Origin of the sequence: Microbacterium sp. UBA1097 (assembly GCF_002313585.1) — a bacterium.
Taxonomy (GTDB): Bacteria; Actinomycetota; Actinomycetes; order Actinomycetales; family Microbacteriaceae; genus Microbacterium.
Genome location: NZ_DCBW01000026.1, coordinates 27,116 through 44,528 on the forward strand (window position 1 = coordinate 27,116; position 17,413 = coordinate 44,528).

Here is a 17,413-nt window from a genome sequence, read left to right on the forward strand (position 1 = left end):
CAGGCGCGCACCATCCGTATCCCGGTACACATGGTCGAAGTCATCAACAAGCTCGCCCGCGTCCAGCGTCAGATGCTGCAGGACCTGGGTCGCGAACCCACCCCCGAAGAGCTCAGCCGCGAACTGGACATGACCCCCGAGAAGGTCATCGAAGTTCAGAAGTATGGCCGTGAGCCGATCTCGCTGCACACGCCACTCGGTGAGGACGGTGACAGCGAGTTCGGTGACCTCATCGAGGACACCGAGGCTGTTGTTCCTGCCGACGCGGTCGGGTTCACGATGCTGCAGCGCCAGCTGGAGTCTCTCCTCGACTCCTTGTCGGAGCGAGAGGCCGGCGTCATCCGGATGCGTTTCGGACTCGGCGACGGTCAGCCCAAGACGCTCGACCAGATCGGCGACACGTTCGGTGTGACCCGTGAGCGGATCCGCCAAATCGAGTCGAAGACGATGGCCAAGCTTCGCCACCCGTCGCGGTCGCAGTCGCTGCGGGACTATCTGGAATGACCGGCGTCGCCAACGAGGGGAAGGCGCTCGAAGTCGATATCGACGGCGCGCGCTATCGACGGATTCCGATCCGCACGCGGGTGGTCATGCCCGGCGATGATCTCGATGACATCATCCGCGAATACGCCCTCGAGCACGCTGCCGCCGGCGACACGCTGTTCGTCACCGAGAAGATCGTCGCGATCACACAGGGCCGCTCGTACGCGGTTTCGGACATTCAGCCGCGCAAGCTGGCCCGATTCCTGGCGCGCTACGTGACCCGAACTCCGTACGGGATCGGACTCGGAATGCCCGAGACGATGGAAATGGCGCTGCGCGAGTGCGGCACACCCCGCATCCTGTTCGCGGCGGCAGTCTCCGCGGTCACGAAGGCGTTTGGGCGCTCCGGCGACTTCTACCGGATCGCCGGCGACCGTGCCCGCGCCATCGACGGCCCGACGAGCGGAACCATCCCGCCCTACAACAGCGCCGTCGTGCTGGGCCCGGAGCGTCCCCGAGAGGTAGCTCAGCATCTGAAGACGCTGCTGGCGCCGGGCGTCGAGGTCGCGGTGGTTGACATCAACGACCTCGGCGGGAACATCCTCGGGTCGACCCTTTCGAAGACCGACGAGAAGACGCTGCTCGCTGTGCTTCGCGACAACCCGCTGGGCCAAGGCCACCAGTCCACGCCGCTCGGGATCGTTCGCGCCGTCTAGCCGCCTCTCAGAAGCCGATTGCAGCCCGGTACCGGAGCTTGTGGCCGGTGCGGATGCCGGTCACGCTGGGCTTGTTCTCATAAACCCCTGCCGCCCAGTTGCCTTCGACGAGGACAGGGCCGGCGGGAGTCACGACGACGTCCCACCCCACGTAACGCACCGTCGGAACGACACGTGCTACCTCATCGATGAAGGTCTTCACCTCGCCGAGCATCGGCAGAGTGAAGTCGGAGATGCGGCGTCCGGTGTCGGGGTGCAGCTCGTGCACGTTGCCGTGCGAGTCGTATCCGGCGCCGACCGCACGGCCGTCGTCGTCGAGCATCGAATAGAAGCCGCCGAAGCTCATCTGGTCGCTGACTTGTCCTCGGCCGAACTTCTGCGCCATCGCGAGGATATGTGTGCGTTCGCCGTCGAAGAAGGTCGTCACCCGGGTCGTGTTGACCGTGCCCGGGCAGAAAGCCGCAAGGTCAGGATGCTGCGTGATCACTTCTTCGGCGAGAAGCTCTCCGCGGTCGAGCAGACCCCTGTGGAACGCCGACCAGTCGGTGACGGCATCCGCCCGATAGCGGTGCACGCCGGATCCTGCTTGACCGACCGGCTCCTTGACGATGACGGTGCCGTGGCGCTCGACGAAATCGCGGAACTCGTCCGCGTTGTCGGGCGTGATCGTCATCCATTCGCGATGGAGAAACGGCGCAAACGTCTCGTTGAACGTGATCTTGTTGTGGAACTGGGATCGGTGGCGCGGATCGTCGTATCGCTGTGACAGCTCGTTCGAAACGGGATGCGTCATATAGGTGTCCCGTTCCGCGCGGGTCAGGGTCGCGAAGTCATAGTCGACGTAGTCCTGGAATCCGACCTGACGCACGCCCGCCGACCAGAGCATGTCGGCGAGCACGGCAGGAGTCCAGCGATCGTGCTCCCGTGACGTTTCGCGCGCGCGTTGCCACAGCGACACGACGTCGATCTGTCGTGCCCGCGCGGCGCGGTAGTGCATCCGCGTCCGCGGATCAAGCGAAGCCATTCAGGGTGTGCAGGACTCGACGTGTGCTGAGCTCACTCAGCGCTGAGACGGTGCGTCTCGTCGTGCCAGCTCGTCGCAACCTCGCGCAGCTTCTCTTCGTAGCGGCGTCCGTGGTGGGCGCAGAAGAGCAGCTCGCTGCCGTTCACTTCGGCGGCGATGTAGGCCTGAGCGCCGCACGAGTCGCAGCGGTCGGCGGCGGTAAGACGGCTCTCGATGACGTCGATCTCTGCGGGGGAAAGGGTAGCCATGGTCATGCCTCCTCGGTGCGTCACTCCTGGCGGTGTCATGACATACAACCACGGGGATGTTTCGGGTATGCCGCTATTGGGTCACATTTCGCTGAGCGCGTACGGCAGCCCCCAGTGCCGCGTGGCTCCCCGTCGATCCTGTCGACGCCGCGTAATCTGAACGATTGTGACCGCCGAGTACTCCGCCCATCATCTGCAGGTGCTCGAGGGCCTGGAGGCTGTGCGCAAGCGCCCCGGAATGTACATCGGATCGACGGATTCCCGCGGTCTGATGCACTGCCTGTGGGAGATCATCGACAACTCGGTCGATGAGGCGCTGGCCGGCCACGGCTCGACGATCGAGATCGTGCTGTACGCCGACGGGAGCGTCGAAGTGCGAGATCGAGCCCGCGGCATCCCCGTCGACATCGAGCCTCGCACGGGACTGTCCGGCGTCGAGGTCGTGTTCACGAAGCTGCACGCCGGCGGAAAGTTCGGGTCCGGTTCGTACAGTGCGTCGGGCGGTCTGCACGGCGTCGGGGCGTCAGTCGTCAATGCCCTGTCGGAGCGTCTGGATGTCGAGGTAGACCGCGGCGGCAAGACCTGGGCGATGTCGTTCCACCGGGGTGAACCGGGCGAGTTCGCGGGCCCCACGCCGGACTCCGCCTTCACACCGTTCGAGAAGAGCTCGACCCTTCGCGTGGTCGGCAGGGCTCCGAAGGGCGTCACCGGAACACGCATCCGCTACTGGGCCGATCGGCAGATTTTCACGCGCGACGCATCGTTCTCGCTCGAAGACCTACAGCAGCGGGCCAGGCAGACGGCCTTCCTCGTACCGGGCCTGTCGATCACGATCACCGACGAACGTGACCCCGAGGCGCCGCTCACGACGGAGTACCGCTTCGACGGTGGGATTTCGGAGTTCGCGGAGTTCCTCGCTCCGGACGCCGCGGTCACCGACACCTGGCGGCTGCAGGGCACGGGTACCTTTACCGAGACCGTGCCGGTACTGCAGGCATCCGGGGCCATGGTGCCGACGGAGCTGGAGAGGACGTGTGAGGTCGACGTCGCGGTGCGGTGGGGGACCGGCTACGAGACCACGATGCGCTCGTTCGTGAACATCATCGCTACCCCGAAGGGCGGCACGCACCAGCAGGGGTTCGAGGCCGGCCTCATGAAGGTGATCCGCACGCAGGTCGAGCAGAATGCACGTCGGCTGAAGGTCGGCAACGACAAGCTCGATAAAGACGACATCTTGGCAGGCCTCACTGTCGTGCTCACGGTGAGACTCCCCGAGCCGCAGTTCGAGGGACAGACGAAGGAGGTTCTGGGCACCCCTGCCGTCCGCCAGATCGTCTCGACCGTGGTTGCCCGGGAACTTGCTGCGCGATTCTCCTCGTCCAAACGTGACGACAAGGCGCAGACCTCGCTGCTGCTCGACAAGGTCGTCGCTGAGATGAAGGCGCGCATCTCCGCGCGCGCGCACAAGGAAACCCAGCGACGCAAGAATGCGCTGGAGTCGTCGTCCCTTCCCGCGAAGCTTGTCGACTGTCGCTCGAACGACGTTGCCGATTCCGAGCTTTTCATCGTCGAGGGTGACTCGGCGCTCGGTACCGCCAAGCTCGCGCGCAACAGCGAGTATCAGGCGTTGCTCCCGATCCGCGGAAAGATCCTCAACGTTCAGAAAGCGTCGATCAGCGACATGCTCTCGAACGCGGAGTGCGCGTCGATCATCCAGGTCATCGGTGCCGGTTCAGGTCGGTCGTTCGACATCAGCACCGCGCGCTACGGCAAGGTGATCCTGATGAGCGACGCCGATGTTGACGGCGCCCACATTCGTACGCTGCTGCTCACCCTCTTCTTCCGTTACATGCGACCACTGATCGAAGAAGGACGGGTGTTCGCCGCCGTTCCGCCGCTTCACCGCGTCGTCGTGAAGCATCCGGGTTCCAAGCCCAACGAGACGCTGTACACCTACAGTGAGGCTGAGCTGCACGCCCTGCTGAACCGCCTGACGAAGGCAGGTCGCACGTGGCAGGAGCCCATCCAGCGCTACAAGGGCCTCGGCGAGATGGATGCCGAGCAGTTGGCAACGACCACGATGGATCGTGCGGGTCGCACCCTGCGTCGCGTCCGGGTCCAGGATGCCGAGGCTGCGGCATCCGTCTTCGAGCTGCTCATGGGCAATGACGTCGCACCGCGGCGCGAGTTCCTGATCGAGTCGTCGGACCGGCTCGCTCGCGAGCGCATCGACGCCTGATCCGCCCTCCGCGACAGCCGCTCGCGGTTGGGCTCAGCGGACGGCGGTGCCGATCGCGGCGACGCCGGCTTCGAGCGAAACCCCGGACGCGTCACGCTTGGCGCCCGCGGGCGGCAGAGTCCGAGAGGCGCCGTCCTGCGCGACAGCTCGCGGCTCGGCACCGGCCCACGCAAGCACGAGACGGTCCTCACCTTTGAGCAGGCGATGTGCGCGCACCCCGCCGGTCGCACGGCCCTTGGGTGGGAACTCGCTGAGCGCCGAAACCTTGCCAGAGCTCACGTCTGCGCCGGCCAACGCACCGGCGCTTCCGGCGGCCGTCACCACGACAGCCTCTGCAACGTCTGTCGGCGGGATCACCGCGAAGCCGATGACAGATGCGCCTGAGGCGAGCCGGATACCTGCCATTCCGCCCGCCGCACGGCCCTGCGCGCGCACGACTCCGGCATCGAACCGCAGCAGCTGCGCATCGTCGGAGATGAAGAGCAGCTCGGCATCATCCGGAGCCAAAGCCCCGCCGACGACGGAGTCGCCGGGCTTCAACGCGATGACCTCGATCTCATCGCGGGCAGCGATCTCGTTCGGCATAACCCGCTTGACCACGCCCTGGGCGGTCCCGAGCGCGAGCGGCGTCGTGCCCTCGATCGGAACGATCGCGATGACGTGCTCCCCGCCGGTCAGGCCCAGGTACTGATCCGCTCTCGTGCCCGCAGCGAGCTGAACCGAGTTGCCGGGAACCGACGGCAGATCCACCGGCGTGAATCGCACGAGACGCCCCCGGGTCGTGAGTGCGCCCAGGTGACCACGCGTGGTCGCATCGGCGGCGCTGCGGATCGCATCATGCTTAGACCGGCGGGAGGGCGAGACGATCCCACCGCCCGTGGCCTCGGGGTCGAGGTCTGCCCGAACCATGCGTCCGGTCGCCGAGAGGAACACCCGGCAGGGGGTGTCGGCGATCTGCAGATCGACGGGCTTCTTCGAGGACGAGCGGGACGTAACGGGACCGCCGTTGAGCAGCAGCGTGCGGCGCGGGGTGCCGAACGCCTCGGCCGCGGCATCCAGCTCGGCGGCGACCTGGGCACGGATCAGCTTGTCGCTGGCGAGCAGCGCCTCCAACTCGGCGATCTCAGCCTTCAGCGCGTCGCGTTCCTGTTCCAGCTCGAGTCGCGAAAAGCGGGTGAGCCGGCGCAGCCGCAGCTCGAGGATGTACTCGGCCTGCGGTTGTGAAAGGTCGAACACCTCCATGAGACGGGTGCGTGCCTGTTCGCCGTCATCCGAGGTGCGGATCACCTGGATGACTTCGTCGATGTCGACGATCGCGATCAGCAGGCCCTCGACGAGGTGCAGCCGCTCGCGCCGCTTGCCGAGGCGGTGGCGGCTACGCCGCGTCACGACTTCGATCCGGTGCCCGACGTAGACCTCGAGCATCTCCTTGAGACCGAGGGTCTGCGGCTGGCCCTCCACGAGCGCGACGTTATTGATGCCGAACGAATCCTCGAGGGGCGTCAACCGATACAACTGCTCGAGCACGGCATTCGGGTCGAAACCGGTCTTGATGCCGATCACCAGCTGAAGCCCGCGATGGCGGTCGGTGAGGTCGGTGACGTCGGCGATGCCCTGCAGTTTCTTGGATGTGACGGCGTCCTTGATCTTCTCGATCACCCGCTCGGGGCCGACGAGGTAGGGAAGCTCGGTGACGACCAAGCCGGTGCGGCGCGGCCCCAGGGATTCGATCGAGACTTTCGCGCGGGTTCTGACCGAGCCGCGGCCCTTGGCGTAAGCATCCTTCACCCCGTCGAGGCCGACGATGATTCCGCCCGACGGGAAGTCGGGCCCGGGAACAAACTCCATGAGCTCTTCGACGGTCGCTTCCGGATGATCGAGCAGATGGATGGCGGCGGCGACCACCTCGATGAGGTTGTGCGGCGCCATGTTCGTTGCCATGCCCACCGCGATGCCCGACGCGCCATTGACGAGCAGGTTCGGGAAGGCTGCGGGCAGCACCGCGGGCTGCTGGAACTGCCCGTCGTAGTTCGGGATGAAGTCGACGACGTCTTCATCCAAGTTCTCGGTGAGCGCAAGCGCCGGGGCCGCCAGTCGCGCCTCGGTGTATCGGGGAGCCGCGGGACCGTCATCGAGCGATCCGAAGTTTCCGTGCCCGTCCACGAGGGGCACGCGCAGCGAGAAGGGCTGTGCGAGGCGCACCAGGGCGTCGTAGATCGCCGCATCGCCATGGGGGTGGAGCTTTCCCATCACCTCGCCGACGACGCGCGAGCTCTTGACGTGCCCGCGATCGGGCCGCAATCCCATGTCTGCCATCTGGAAGAGGATGCGCCGCTGCACAGGCTTGAGCCCGTCGCGTGCATCGGGAAGTGCACGGGAGTAGATCACCGAGTAGGCGTACTCGAGGAACGAGCCCTGCATTTCAGCTGCGACGTCGACATCCTCGATCCGCTCGGCGACCTCAGCGGGCTGGGGGGGACGGGATGACGGCATGACAAAACCTCGAACGCTGGGACGGACGCACCTCGGCCTCCGGGAAGAGGGGCCGTGGGAGACTGGCGTGGATGCCGATCACACTACCTGCGCACTCGCCGAGAACCCGGAGCCTCACCGACGTCGTGCCGGAGATGTTCCGTTCGCTGCGCGGGGAGAGCATCTGGCTGCGACCCGCCCAGAGCACCGTCCTCGTCATGCTCGACGGAGTGGGCGCTGCACAACTGCGGGCACGCGCCGGCCACGCGAGGTTTCTGGCGAGCATCAGCGGCATCCGCGACGTCGCCCGTACGACCTTTCCCTCGACCACAGCCAGCGCGCTCACGGGCCTGCTCACGGCGACGGATCCCGGACAGAACGGGATGCTCGGGTACCGGGTTCGTGTCCCCAAGACCGGCCGCGTCGCGAACCTGCTCCATGGCTGGGAAGACGGCGACCTGCCCGACGATTGGCAGCAAGAGCAGCCGCTCACTCGTGCGCAGGCCCGGCACGCGCCGGTCTTCGTGGTCTCGAAGCCGGAGTTTGCCACGACGGGCTTCACCCGCGCGACCACCGACGGAGCCCAGTTCGTCGGGGTCACCGACCTGGACGAGCGGATCGCCCGTGCGGGTGCACTCGCGGCGCAGCATCCGGGCAGTTTCACCTACCTCTACGTTCCCGAGCTCGATGGCATCGGCCACCGCGCCGGCTGGGAGTCCGGGGCGTGGACGGAGGGCCTCGAACGCGTGGATGCCTCCCTTCGCGACCTCGTGCGTGCAGCGCCGCAGGCCGGCGTGCTCATCACCGCCGATCACGGAATGATCGATGTCCCAGCGAGCCGTCACGTGCTCCTGGACGACGGCGATCCACGGCTCGAGGGCGTCACCGATATCGCGGGCGAACCGCGGATGCTGCATCTGTATACGGAGCCTCAAGCGGCTGACGCGGTGGCGGGCGTGTGGCGAGCCGCCGATGCCGAACGCGCCTGGGTGATGACCCGTGACGAAGCCATTGCCGCCGGGGTGTTCGGGAGCGTGCGCCCGACCGTCGCTGATCGGATCGGTGATGTCCTTGTCGCCGCACGAGCCCGGGTCGCCTACTACGACAACCGTCTCGACGACCGGTCACCGCAGCGCATGGTGGGGCAGCACGGATCGCTCACGCTCGAGGAGTCAGTCGTCCCTCTGCTACGAGCTGGCGCATACGCAGTTTGACGGCGTTGGGCCCGGGGTCGGGCTACTCGTCAGAGCGAGCGCCGAAAACGATCTCGTCCCACGTCGGTAGGGACGAGCGACCGCGCCTGCGGGATGACGACAGCTGTGTGGCTTCCAGATCCGCCGGCTCCTCGTCGGCCGCCGCTGCAGGGGGAGTGGTGGTCTCGTCGTATCCGGGCTCGAGCGCATCGAACAGCGCAACCGGCGAACGTTCTGCCTCATCGGTCGAAGGCTCCGGAGCGGATTCGCGCTGGCCGCGACGACGGCGCAGCGCTTCGAGCAGATCCGCTGTCTCCGGAGAGGTCGTCACGACAGGGTCGGCGGCGCGCTTGGTCGCCGCCTCACGGACCGCGGCGCTTGCGCGTTCCGGGGTGCGCTCAGCGGGGCGCTCCGCGTCGCGTGCCTGATCATCGTCTCGCCGAGGGCCGAACGCGCCGGAGTCGAACCGTGAGTCATCCTTCGACGGCGACGGATCAAGGGCACGCAGCCGCGGGATGAGACCGTCGGGGAGTGCTCCTTGCCTCGACAGCTGCGTTGCATCGGTGTTCAACGGCGACAGCGTCGTACGTCGCGGGTCAAAGCCCCAGCGCGCATCGCGGTCGACATCACCGGTGCGGAACTCGAGCTTGATCACCCAGCCCGTCGCATCCTTCCAGCTCGTCCACCGCTCCGCGGTGGCACCCGCTTCAGCGAGCTTCGCGCGCACCGCCGCACCGAACGTGGACTCGCCGTCGGGTTCCAGCTCTGCAGAAACGAGCACCGGGACTGCCAGCGCCTGGCTGAGGACGTGCTCTCGTTCGGCCAGCACGGGACCTTCGTACCGGCGCACATCCTCGACACGAGCCCCGAGAAGCTCCGCGACCTCTTCTGCGCTGAGGCCGGCGCGGATCTGCGTCTGGATGTCTCGAGGGCTCGGGCGAGCAGCAGATGCGTCGGACTCGCGTGCCCGGCGGGCCCGGCGGACCTCGAATGCCAGTGCATCATCGAGGGCGAGCGTGAACCTGTCGCCCGACTCTGTTGCGAGGATCAGCTGATCGTCTTCCGTCGCGATGACTTTGAGCTGTTCCATCCCACGCTCCTCCCGTGCCTCTTCGGCGTGTCGGCCCCATGCTGGCACACCGTTCGCCTGCGTCAGGGAATATCCATCGCGCGCCGCCCGTTTCGTCCACGTCGGCACACGGAGTGAGCATTTGCTAAATCCCGATCCGTCGTGCAAACTATCGCCGCCCATAGCGGCCCCGCAGCACCACACCACAGCATCACGCAACGGAAGTAGAGAATGGCCACCGACTACGACGCACCCCGCAAGAGCGACGACGACAGCGAGTCCATCGAGGCGCTCAAGGAGCGGGTCCCCGACAAGATGTCGGGTTCGGTCGACGTCGACGACTCCGACAACCCGTCTGGCTTCGAGCTGCCGGGGGCCGACCTCTCCGACCTCGAGCTTGACGTGGTGGTGCTCCCGCCGCAGCAGGACGAATTCACCTGCGCCAGCTGCTTCCTGGTGAAGCACCGCTCGCAGGTGGACCACGAGGAAGCAGTTGGCATCATCTGCAAGGAGTGCGCAGCCTGATCAGCGGGCGAACCGCCTAGCGCGACGCCTGCGCGCGCCGAATCGCCGCAGCGAGCCTGTCCGGTGTCCGACTCGAGATGACCCAGGCCCGTGCCGGGTCGTCCGAGTCGACGACAGGGACGACCACGAGCCCGTCGATCCCGCCGCGAATGACGTGCCATGCCGTCGCATCCAGTCCCGGGCCGCGCGCGAAGCGCGCATCCTCACCAGTGAGGGCGACGGGTTCGCCGAGGTAGCTGGCCTCGATCCAGGCGCGGCCGGCGAAGACGCGTCCCTCGCTGACGCGAACGACCGGGCTGACCCAGACCAGCAGCGCAATTGCGGCGACCCCGATCACGGCACCGACAGCCAGTGCGACGGTGGTGTCGATCGGCACCAGGACCAGCGCCGCCATCGGCGCCACCACCGCAGCAGACACGACCACCCACAGCGACGGACCCAGCCGTTCGCGGTAGTCGGCTGAGGTCTGGACTCTCGTCGTCGCCATCGTGTTCTGCATTACCCTCGTTGCGTGACCCCATCCGTGGACATCCCCATTATCGCCGCCCCCCCGCCGACATACAGCCACCCGGGCGACGCCGGCGCGGATCTGGTCGCCGCTGAGGCCGTGCGCCTCGAGCCGGGGGAGCGCGCCCTCGTGGGAACCGGTGTTCGCATCGCACTCCCGGATGGATACGCGGCCTTCGTCGTTCCCCGAAGCGGGCTTGCCGCCAAGCACGGCATCACGGTTGTGAACTCGCCGGGCACGGTGGACGCCGGATACCGCGGCGAGATCAAGGTGTGCCTTCTGAACACCGACGCCCGCGAGTCCTACGAGATCGCGGTGGGGGACCGTATCGCGCAGATGATCATCATGCCGGTGACCATCGCGCGTTTCCTGCCCGTCGAGGAGTTGCCCGACAGCGTCCGCGGCGACGGCGGATTCGGATCGACCGGCTACGTCGGGGGTAGCGTTGACGGCATGGGACGGAGCGCAGCACGATGACGGAGCAGATCGACGACGGTTCACCCGACGCCTCGACTGACGGACCCGAGAAGGACGCCAAGTCCGCTCCCGCGGACCGGGAGCAGTCGGGCCCGTTCGATGAGGCCGAAGCGCGGGCCGTGCGTCCGTACATCGACCTCGGCGCGATCAAGATCCTGCCGCGTGAGGGCCTGAATCTGCGCCTCGAGGTGGAGGAGCAGACCAAGCGCATCGTCGCTGTCGGCCTTGACTACGCTGGTTCTACTCTGCAGGTCCAGGCTTTTGCAGCGCCTCGATCGACCGGTCTGTGGAACGAGACCCGAGACCAGATTCGCGCGCAGATCCGCCAACAGGGCGGTCGCGTCGAAGAGCGCCAGGGCCCGCTCGGGCCAGAGCTCCTCGCGGAAGTGCCGGTTGTGGCCGGAACCGATCCGTCGGCAGGTAAGCGCATCGCGCGCTTCATCGGTGTGGACGGACCCCGGTGGTTCCTGCGTGGCGTCGTCGGCGGCGCCGCGGCCACCGATGTGGAGGCTGCAGCACAGATCGAGGATCTGTTCCGCTCGATCGTCGTGGTGCGCGGGACCACCCCGATGCCCCCCCGAGACCTGATCCCGCTTCGAATGCCCGCAACGCCGGGTACCGCGTGAGCACTCCACGCTCGGGCGCCGATGACTCGGCGCACCCCGAAGAGTCAGGGCCTTCCCCGGCAGGCGGAGAGCAGCCGCGGGTCTCGGATGCCGTGAGCGCCGCTCTCGGCGAGGCTGCTCGTCGGGCGGGGCTCGACCCCACGCAGGATGTCACGACCGGGCGCGCTGTCTGGGCTGCGATCGGCGGCTGGCGCGGCATCCTCGAATCGGTTCTGCCGAGCCTTGCCTTCCTCGTGCTGTACACGCTCACGAGCGAACTAGTGCTTTCGCTCGGAGTGTCGGTGGGGCTCGCGCTGGTGTTCACCGTGGCACGTCTCATTGCGCGCTCGTCGCTGAACGCTGCTCTCGGGGGCTTGATCGCCGCCGCCGCCGCCGCCGCACTTGCCCTCTGGACGGGAAGGGCCGAGGACAACTTCGTCCTCGGCTTCGTCACCAACGCCATCTACGGATCAGCGTTTCTCGTGTCAGCCCTGGTGGGCTGGTCACTGATCGGACTCGCGGTGGGATTTCTCATGGGCGAGGGCACGGCCTGGCGGCGCAACCCGCGCAAGCGCCGGGTGTTCTTCTGGCTGTCGATCGCCTGGGCAGCCCTCTTCGCTGCACGCCTGATCGTGCAGCTGCCGCTCTATTTCGCGGGAGACGTGACCGCGCTCGGAACGACAAAGCTGATGATGGGCATTCCGTTGTTTGCCCCACTCATCGCCGTGACCTGGCTGGTGGTTCGGGCGCTGTATCCGCGCCGCACCGAGTGATAGCATTTATCTTGACGTCAAGATACTTTTCCGCGTCGGACCCGGTAAGGCTCACCTTGCTGGCAGGGTCCGAAGCTGACGAACAAGATGGGGAGCGAATGGCTTCCTGCCTCCGCCGACGAAGGAGCACACATGTCCACCGTTGACAGCTTCGGTGCCAAGAGCACACTGACAGTCGGGGAGACCGACTACGAAATCTTCCGGATCGACTCGGTCGCCGGGTACGAGAAGCTTCCCTTCAGCTTGAAGGTGCTCATGGAGAACCTGCTTCGCACCGAAGACGGCGCGAACGTGACCAAGGAGCAGATCCAGGCCCTCGGCTCATGGAACCCGGATGCCGAGCCTGACACCGAGATCCAGTTCACCCCCGCGCGCGTGGTCATGCAGGACTTCACCGGTGTTCCCTGCATCGTCGATCTCGCGACGATGCGCGAGGCCGTGACCGACCTCGGTGGGGATCCCGCCAAGATCAACCCGCTTTCGCCCGCCGAGATGGTGATCGACCACTCGGTGATCGCTGACCTCTTCGGAACGCCCAACGCACTCGAGCGCAATGTCGAGATCGAGTACGAGCGCAACGGCGAGCGTTACCAGTTCCTGCGGTGGGGCCAGACCGCCTTCGACGACTTCAAGGTCGTTCCCCCCGGCACCGGCATCGTGCACCAGGTGAACATCGAGCACCTTGCGAAGGTCGTGTACGACCGTGAGGTCGGCGGTGTGCTCCGCGCCTACCCCGACACGTGCGTCGGTACCGACTCGCACACCACCATGGTCAACGGTCTCGGCGTGCTCGGTTGGGGAGTGGGCGGCATCGAGGCCGAGGCCGCCATGCTCGGTCAGCCGGTCTCCATGCTCATCCCGCGAGTCGTGGGCTTCAAGCTCACCGGCTCGATCCCGGCGGGCGTGACCGCCACGGATGTCGTGCTCACGATCACCGACATGCTCCGCAAGCACGGCGTGGTCGGCAAGTTCGTCGAGTTCTATGGCGAAGGTGTGGCATCCGTTCCCCTGGCCAACCGCGCGACCATCGGCAATATGAGCCCCGAGTTCGGTTCGACCGCTGCCATGTTCCCGATCGACGATGTCACGCTCGACTACCTGCGCCTCACCGGCCGCGACGAGCAGACCGTCGCGCTGGTCGAGGCCTACGCGAAGCAGCAGGGGATGTGGCACGACCCGGCACGGGAGCTCGTCTTCAGCGAGTACATGGAGCTTGACCTCGGTACCGTCGTCCCCTCGATCGCCGGCCCGAAGCGCCCGCAGGATCGCATCCTGCTTTCTGAGGCGAAGGCGCAGTTCGAGAAGGACATTCTCAACTACGCCGCGCCGACGTCATCGGATTCGATCGTCGACCTCGAGTCGCAAGGCTCCTTCCCGGCATCCGACCCGGGCGGGGAGCCCGGAGACGAGGACGGTCACGTGCACGACGTCCTCATCTCATCCGGCGGCCCCGTCGCGGCATCGAAGCCCGTGAAGGTGACCACGCCCGAGGGCCAGAGCTACCTGCTCGACAACGGCGCGGTAACCCTCGCCGCGATCACCTCCTGCACGAACACCTCGAACCCGTCGGTCATGCTTGCGGCAGGTCTGCTGGCGAAGAAGGCCGTCGACAAGGGCCTCAAGCGCAAGCCGTGGGTCAAGACGACCCTGGGCCCGGGCTCGAAGGTTGTCACCGACTACTACGAGTCATCGGGCCTCGACAAGGCGCTGGAGGGGCTCGGCTTCTACACGGTCGGCTACGGCTGCACGATCTGCATCGGCAACTCCGGTCCGCTCATCGACGAGGTCTCGGCAGCGATCAACGACAACGACCTCGCGGTGACCGCGGTGCTCTCGGGCAACCGGAACTTCGAGGGTCGCATCAGCCCAGACGTCAAGATGAACTACCTGGCCTCTCCGCCCCTCGTGGTGGCCTACGCCCTCGCCGGTTCGATGAACTTCGACTTCGAGACCGACCCGCTTGGCAAGGACCAGGACGGGAACGACGTCTTCCTGAAGGACATCTGGCCCTCGACCGACGAGGTCCAGGAGGTCATCGACTCGTCGATCTCGCGTGAGCAGTTCATCAAGCAGTACGCGACAGTGTTCGACGGTGACGAGCGGTGGCGCAGTCTTCCCACCCCGGATGCCGCGCAGTTCGAATGGGACCCGAACTCCACCTACGTTCGCAAGGCCCCGTACTTCGACGGCATGACGATGGAGCTCACCCCCGTAAGCGACATTCGCGGAGCACGCGTGATGGCTACCCTCGGTGACTCGGTGACGACCGACCACATCAGCCCCGCCGGAAACATCAAGGCGGGAACCCCCGCCGCCCAGTATCTGGCAGAGCACGGCGTCGCGCAGAAGGACTTCAACTCCTACGGCTCGCGCCGCGGAAACCACGAAGTCATGATCCGCGGCACGTTCGCCAACATCCGGCTGAAGAACGAACTTGTCGCTGCCGTCAACGACGGTCAGGTCGTCGAGGGCGGATACACGCGCGACTTCACGCAGGAGGGCGGCCCGCAGTCCTACATCTACGACGCGAGCATGAACTACCAGGAGCGCGGTATTCCGCTGGTGGTCTTCGGCGGCAAGGAGTACGGCTCCGGTTCATCGCGCGACTGGGCTGCCAAGGGAACGAACCTGCTGGGCGTGAAGGCCGTCATCACCGAGAGCTTCGAGCGTATCCACCGCTCGAACCTCATCGGGATGGGTGTCGTGCCGCTGCAGTTCCCCGCCGGGGAGAGCTGGAAGTCTCTCGGCCTGGACGGCACCGAGGTCATCAGCATCACCGGCCTCGAGCAGCTCAACGAAGGCGTGACACCCAAGACGGTGCGGGTGACCGCCGAGCCGAGCGAGTTCTCGCCGGAGGGCAAGCAGACCATCGAGTTCGACGCGATCGTTCGCATCGACACCCCGGGAGAGGCTGACTACTACCGTAACGGCGGCATCCTCCAGTACGTGCTGCGCTCGCTCGTCTGAGGTTCATCACGGCGCTGTCGACGTTCATCGCTGGGCGGGATCGAAACACGAGTGTGCTCGATCCCGCCCAGCGGTGCCTCGATAGACTTGCCAGATCGCATCCCAGCTGGGATGCGACCCGACGGGAGGAGTGAGATGGCTCTGCTGCCCACGATCCGCTCACCACGGGATCTGGACGCGCTCACGACGGATCAGCTGGGCGAACTCGCAGAAGAGGTGCGCGCGTTTCTCGTCGAGAACGTCGCCCGTACGGGAGGCCACCTCGGGCCGAACCTCGGAGTGGTTGAGCTGACCATCGCGCTCCATCGGGTGTTCTCGTCACCCGATGACCCGATCATCTTCGACACCGGGCACCAGTCGTATGTCCACAAACTCCTCACGGGGCGTCAGGATTTCTCACAGCTGCGCAGCCGTGATGGGCTCGCCGGCTACCCTCAGCGCTCGGAAAGTGAACACGACGTCGTCGAGTCGTCGCACGCCTCCAGCTCCCTGAGCTGGGCTGACGGAATTTCGCGGGCTTTCGCGCGAACAGGTCGTCGAGATCGGCACGTGGTGGCCGTTGTCGGTGATGGCTCGCTGACGGGCGGCATGACCTGGGAAGCGCTCAACAACATCTCGGACGACAACGATCGCAATCTGGTCATCGTCGTCAACGACAACGGACGCTCGTACGCACCGACGATCGGCGGCATGGCGCGCTATCTGAATCGTGTACGTACGGCATCCAGCTACGAGACGCTGCGTAAACGATCCGACCGGATATCCAGCCGACTCGGGCCTGCAGCTCGCGCCTTCTACCGGGGGGTGCGCGGCGGAACGCGGGGATTCCTTTCCCGATTCACCAATAACGAGGCGTTGTACTCCAACCTCGATATCAAGTACCTCGGCCCGATCGACGGCCACGACCTGCCGATGCTGCTCGAAACACTCGAGCTCGCGAAGGAGCACGGGGCGCCTGTCATCGTGCACGCGATCACCGAGAAGGGTCGCGGTTACGAACCAGCCCTTCGCGACGTCGCGGACCAGTTCCATGCTGTGGGCAAGATCGACCCCGTTTCGGGTGAGCCGGTCGGTGGGTCGGGCGCATCGGCCTGGACCGATGTCTTCGCCCAGGAGCTCGTGGAGGTGGGAACCGAGCGCGAAGACGTGATCGCCATCACCGCTGCGATGCTGCGCCCCACCGGTCTGCAACCGTTCGCAGAGCGCTTCCCGCAGCGGGTCTACGACGTCGGCATCGCTGAACAGCACGCCGTTGCGTCAGCCGCGGGTCTCGCCTTCGGGGGCCTGCATCCGGTCGTGGCGATCTACGCCACCTTCATGAACCGTGCGTTCGACCAGGTCATGATGGATGTCGCTCTGCACCGCGCGGGCGTCACCTTCGTTCTCGATCGCGCCGGTGTCACCGGGCCCGACGGTCCGAGCCACCACGGCGTGTGGGACCTTGCCATGCTCCAACTCGTCCCGAACATCCGGATCGCTGCCCCGCGGGACGCGGAGCGCCTGCGCGAAGAGTTCCGCGAGGCTGTCGCGGTGTCTGATGCACCCACGGTCGTGCGCTTCCCGAAGGGGTCAGTGCTTCCCGACCTTCCCGCCGTAGAACGTCTCGAGGATGGCGTCGATATCCTTACAAGGGGAGGCGCGGAGGACGTTCTGCTGGTGGGCATCGGCCCCATGGCGCACATTGCTATGGACGTCGCCAGCCGCCTGCGCGCCCAAGGGATCGGCGCGACGGTCATCGACCCGCGCTGGGTGATCCCCGTACAGCGTTCTGTCATCGACCTCGCCGCCGCGCACCGGCTCGTGATCACGATCGAAGACGGCATCCGTGTCGGCGGGATCGGGACGCGCGTGCGCCAGGTCCTGCGCGAGGCGGGCGTCGATACCGCCGTTGATGAGCTCGGCCTTCCGGATGAGTTCATCGCCCATGCAAGCCGTGAGCAGATCCTCGAGGATGCGGGGCTGGTCGCCAGCAAGATCGCTCAGGATGTGGTCGCTCAAGTTCTCGGCACCAGAATTCCGATCGCGCGCCGCGCTGAAAACAGCTCCGATTTCGTCGCCGAGTTCGCCCGGCGCCGCGACTGACGCAACAACGGCAAACGAGGAGGGGCCCGGCT

General features: G+C 66.3%; 15 protein-coding genes. 10 read left to right on the top strand and 5 right to left on the bottom strand.

Translation table 11 applies throughout. The annotated features are described in order from the left end of the window. On the top strand, nucleotides 1-504 hold a 504-nt coding region (locus B4F19_RS06950; RefSeq protein WP_292733625.1), incomplete at its 5' end, for a sigma-70 family RNA polymerase sigma factor. Beyond that, entirely contained in the window at nucleotides 501-1,199 is a 699-nt protein-coding gene (locus tag B4F19_RS06955; RefSeq protein WP_228178849.1) for a coenzyme F420-0:L-glutamate ligase, read from the top strand. The genes B4F19_RS06950 and B4F19_RS06955, both read left to right, overlap by 4 nt. Before the next feature lie 7 nt (nucleotides 1,200-1,206). Here B4F19_RS06955 and B4F19_RS06960 read toward each other — a convergent pair whose 3' ends face one another. Then, nucleotides 1,207-2,223 carry a sugar-transfer associated ATP-grasp domain-containing protein gene (locus tag B4F19_RS06960; protein WP_292733628.1) on the bottom strand — a complete coding sequence of 339 codons (1,017 nt, stop codon included), beginning with the start codon at nucleotides 2,221-2,223 and terminating at the stop codon, nucleotides 1,207-1,209. A 32-nt stretch (nucleotides 2,224-2,255) separates the two neighbouring features. Continuing rightward, nucleotides 2,256-2,471: a DUF7455 domain-containing protein gene (locus B4F19_RS06965; RefSeq protein WP_374198029.1), complete on the bottom strand. Its 216-nt coding sequence runs from the start codon at nucleotides 2,469-2,471 to the stop codon at nucleotides 2,256-2,258. 166 nt (nucleotides 2,472-2,637) lie between these two features. Between B4F19_RS06965 and B4F19_RS06970 the strand changes: the two genes are divergently transcribed. Continuing rightward, on the top strand, nucleotides 2,638-4,710 hold the full coding sequence (locus tag B4F19_RS06970) for a DNA gyrase/topoisomerase IV subunit B (RefSeq protein ID WP_414683153.1): 2,073 nt from the start codon (nucleotides 2,638-2,640) through the stop codon (nucleotides 4,708-4,710). A gap of 33 nt (nucleotides 4,711-4,743) precedes the next feature. Here B4F19_RS06970 and B4F19_RS06975 read toward each other — a convergent pair whose 3' ends face one another. Further along, nucleotides 4,744-7,203 (bottom strand): DNA gyrase/topoisomerase IV subunit A, encoded by a 2,460-nt coding sequence (locus B4F19_RS06975; RefSeq protein ID WP_292733631.1) that lies wholly within the window; start codon nucleotides 7,201-7,203, stop codon nucleotides 4,744-4,746. Nucleotides 7,204-7,274: 71 nt separating this feature from the next. On the opposite strand from B4F19_RS06975, the gene B4F19_RS06980 reads away from it, so the two are divergent. Further along, nucleotides 7,275-8,396 carry an alkaline phosphatase family protein gene (locus tag B4F19_RS06980; protein ID WP_292733634.1) on the top strand — a complete coding sequence of 374 codons (1,122 nt, stop codon included), beginning with the start codon at nucleotides 7,275-7,277 and terminating at the stop codon, nucleotides 8,394-8,396. A gap of 22 nt (nucleotides 8,397-8,418) precedes the next feature. On the opposite strand, the gene sepH is transcribed toward B4F19_RS06980, so the two are convergent. Further along, a complete protein-coding gene (gene sepH, locus B4F19_RS06985) occupies nucleotides 8,419-9,465 on the bottom strand; it encodes a septation protein SepH (protein ID WP_292728998.1) in 1,047 nt (348 codons plus the stop codon). Nucleotides 9,466-9,675: 210 nt separating this feature from the next. Here sepH and B4F19_RS06990 point away from each other — a divergent pair, with 210 nt between their 5' ends. Further along, complete coding sequence (locus tag B4F19_RS06990) at nucleotides 9,676-9,969, top strand: DUF4193 domain-containing protein (RefSeq protein ID WP_228178831.1); 294 nt, start codon at nucleotides 9,676-9,678, stop codon at nucleotides 9,967-9,969. 16 nt (nucleotides 9,970-9,985) lie between these two features. On the opposite strand, the gene B4F19_RS06995 is transcribed toward B4F19_RS06990, so the two are convergent. Continuing rightward, on the bottom strand, nucleotides 9,986-10,456 hold the full coding sequence (locus tag B4F19_RS06995) for a DUF3093 family protein (protein ID WP_292728995.1): 471 nt from the start codon (nucleotides 10,454-10,456) through the stop codon (nucleotides 9,986-9,988). A gap of 24 nt (nucleotides 10,457-10,480) precedes the next feature. Between B4F19_RS06995 and dut the strand changes: the two genes are divergently transcribed. From dut to dxs, 5 genes are all read left to right on the top strand, one after another. Next, nucleotides 10,481-10,954, top strand: a complete 474-nt coding sequence (gene dut / locus B4F19_RS07000; protein WP_292733637.1) for a dUTP diphosphatase — start codon at nucleotides 10,481-10,483, stop codon at nucleotides 10,952-10,954. Then, complete coding sequence (locus tag B4F19_RS07005) at nucleotides 10,951-11,580, top strand: DUF3710 domain-containing protein (RefSeq protein WP_228178827.1); 630 nt, start codon at nucleotides 10,951-10,953, stop codon at nucleotides 11,578-11,580. Before dut ends, B4F19_RS07005 begins: the two co-directional genes overlap by 4 nt. After that, nucleotides 11,577-12,332: a DUF3159 domain-containing protein gene (locus B4F19_RS07010; protein WP_414683154.1), complete on the top strand. Its 756-nt coding sequence runs from the start codon at nucleotides 11,577-11,579 to the stop codon at nucleotides 12,330-12,332. The genes B4F19_RS07005 and B4F19_RS07010 overlap by 4 nt, the downstream gene beginning before the upstream one ends. Nucleotides 12,333-12,464: 132 nt before the next feature. Further along, nucleotides 12,465-15,299 carry an aconitate hydratase gene (locus B4F19_RS07015; protein ID WP_292733640.1) on the top strand — a complete coding sequence of 945 codons (2,835 nt, stop codon included), beginning with the start codon at nucleotides 12,465-12,467 and terminating at the stop codon, nucleotides 15,297-15,299. Between the two features lie 135 nt (nucleotides 15,300-15,434). Then, a complete protein-coding gene (gene dxs / locus B4F19_RS07020; protein WP_292733643.1) occupies nucleotides 15,435-17,381 on the top strand; it encodes a 1-deoxy-D-xylulose-5-phosphate synthase in 1,947 nt (648 codons plus the stop codon). Nucleotides 17,382-17,413 lie beyond the last annotated feature (32 nt).

Excerpts from the sequence above, each read along its gene's own strand:
- B4F19_RS06995 (WP_292728995.1), bottom strand. The coding sequence starts at position 10,456 with ATGGCGACGACGAGAGTCCAGACCTCAGCCGACTACCGCGAACGGCTG.
- sepH (WP_292728998.1), bottom strand. The coding sequence starts at position 9,465 with ATGGAACAGCTCAAAGTCATCGCGACGGAAGACGATCAGCTGATCCTC.
- B4F19_RS07005 (WP_228178827.1), top strand. The coding sequence starts at position 10,951 with ATGACGGAGCAGATCGACGACGGTTCACCCGACGCCTCGACTGACGGA.
- B4F19_RS06990 (WP_228178831.1), top strand. The coding sequence starts at position 9,676 with ATGGCCACCGACTACGACGCACCCCGCAAGAGCGACGACGACAGCGAG.
- B4F19_RS06960 (WP_292733628.1), bottom strand. The coding sequence starts at position 2,223 with ATGGCTTCGCTTGATCCGCGGACGCGGATGCACTACCGCGCCGCGCGG.
- dxs (WP_292733643.1), top strand. The coding sequence starts at position 15,435 with ATGGCTCTGCTGCCCACGATCCGCTCACCACGGGATCTGGACGCGCTC.
- B4F19_RS06955 (WP_228178849.1), top strand. The coding sequence starts at position 501 with ATGACCGGCGTCGCCAACGAGGGGAAGGCGCTCGAAGTCGATATCGAC.
- B4F19_RS06980 (WP_292733634.1), top strand. The coding sequence starts at position 7,275 with ATGCCGATCACACTACCTGCGCACTCGCCGAGAACCCGGAGCCTCACC.
- B4F19_RS06965 (WP_374198029.1), bottom strand. The coding sequence starts at position 2,471 with ATGGCTACCCTTTCCCCCGCAGAGATCGACGTCATCGAGAGCCGTCTT.
- B4F19_RS06975 (WP_292733631.1), bottom strand. The coding sequence starts at position 7,203 with ATGCCGTCATCCCGTCCCCCCCAGCCCGCTGAGGTCGCCGAGCGGATC.
- B4F19_RS07015 (WP_292733640.1), top strand. The coding sequence starts at position 12,465 with ATGTCCACCGTTGACAGCTTCGGTGCCAAGAGCACACTGACAGTCGGG.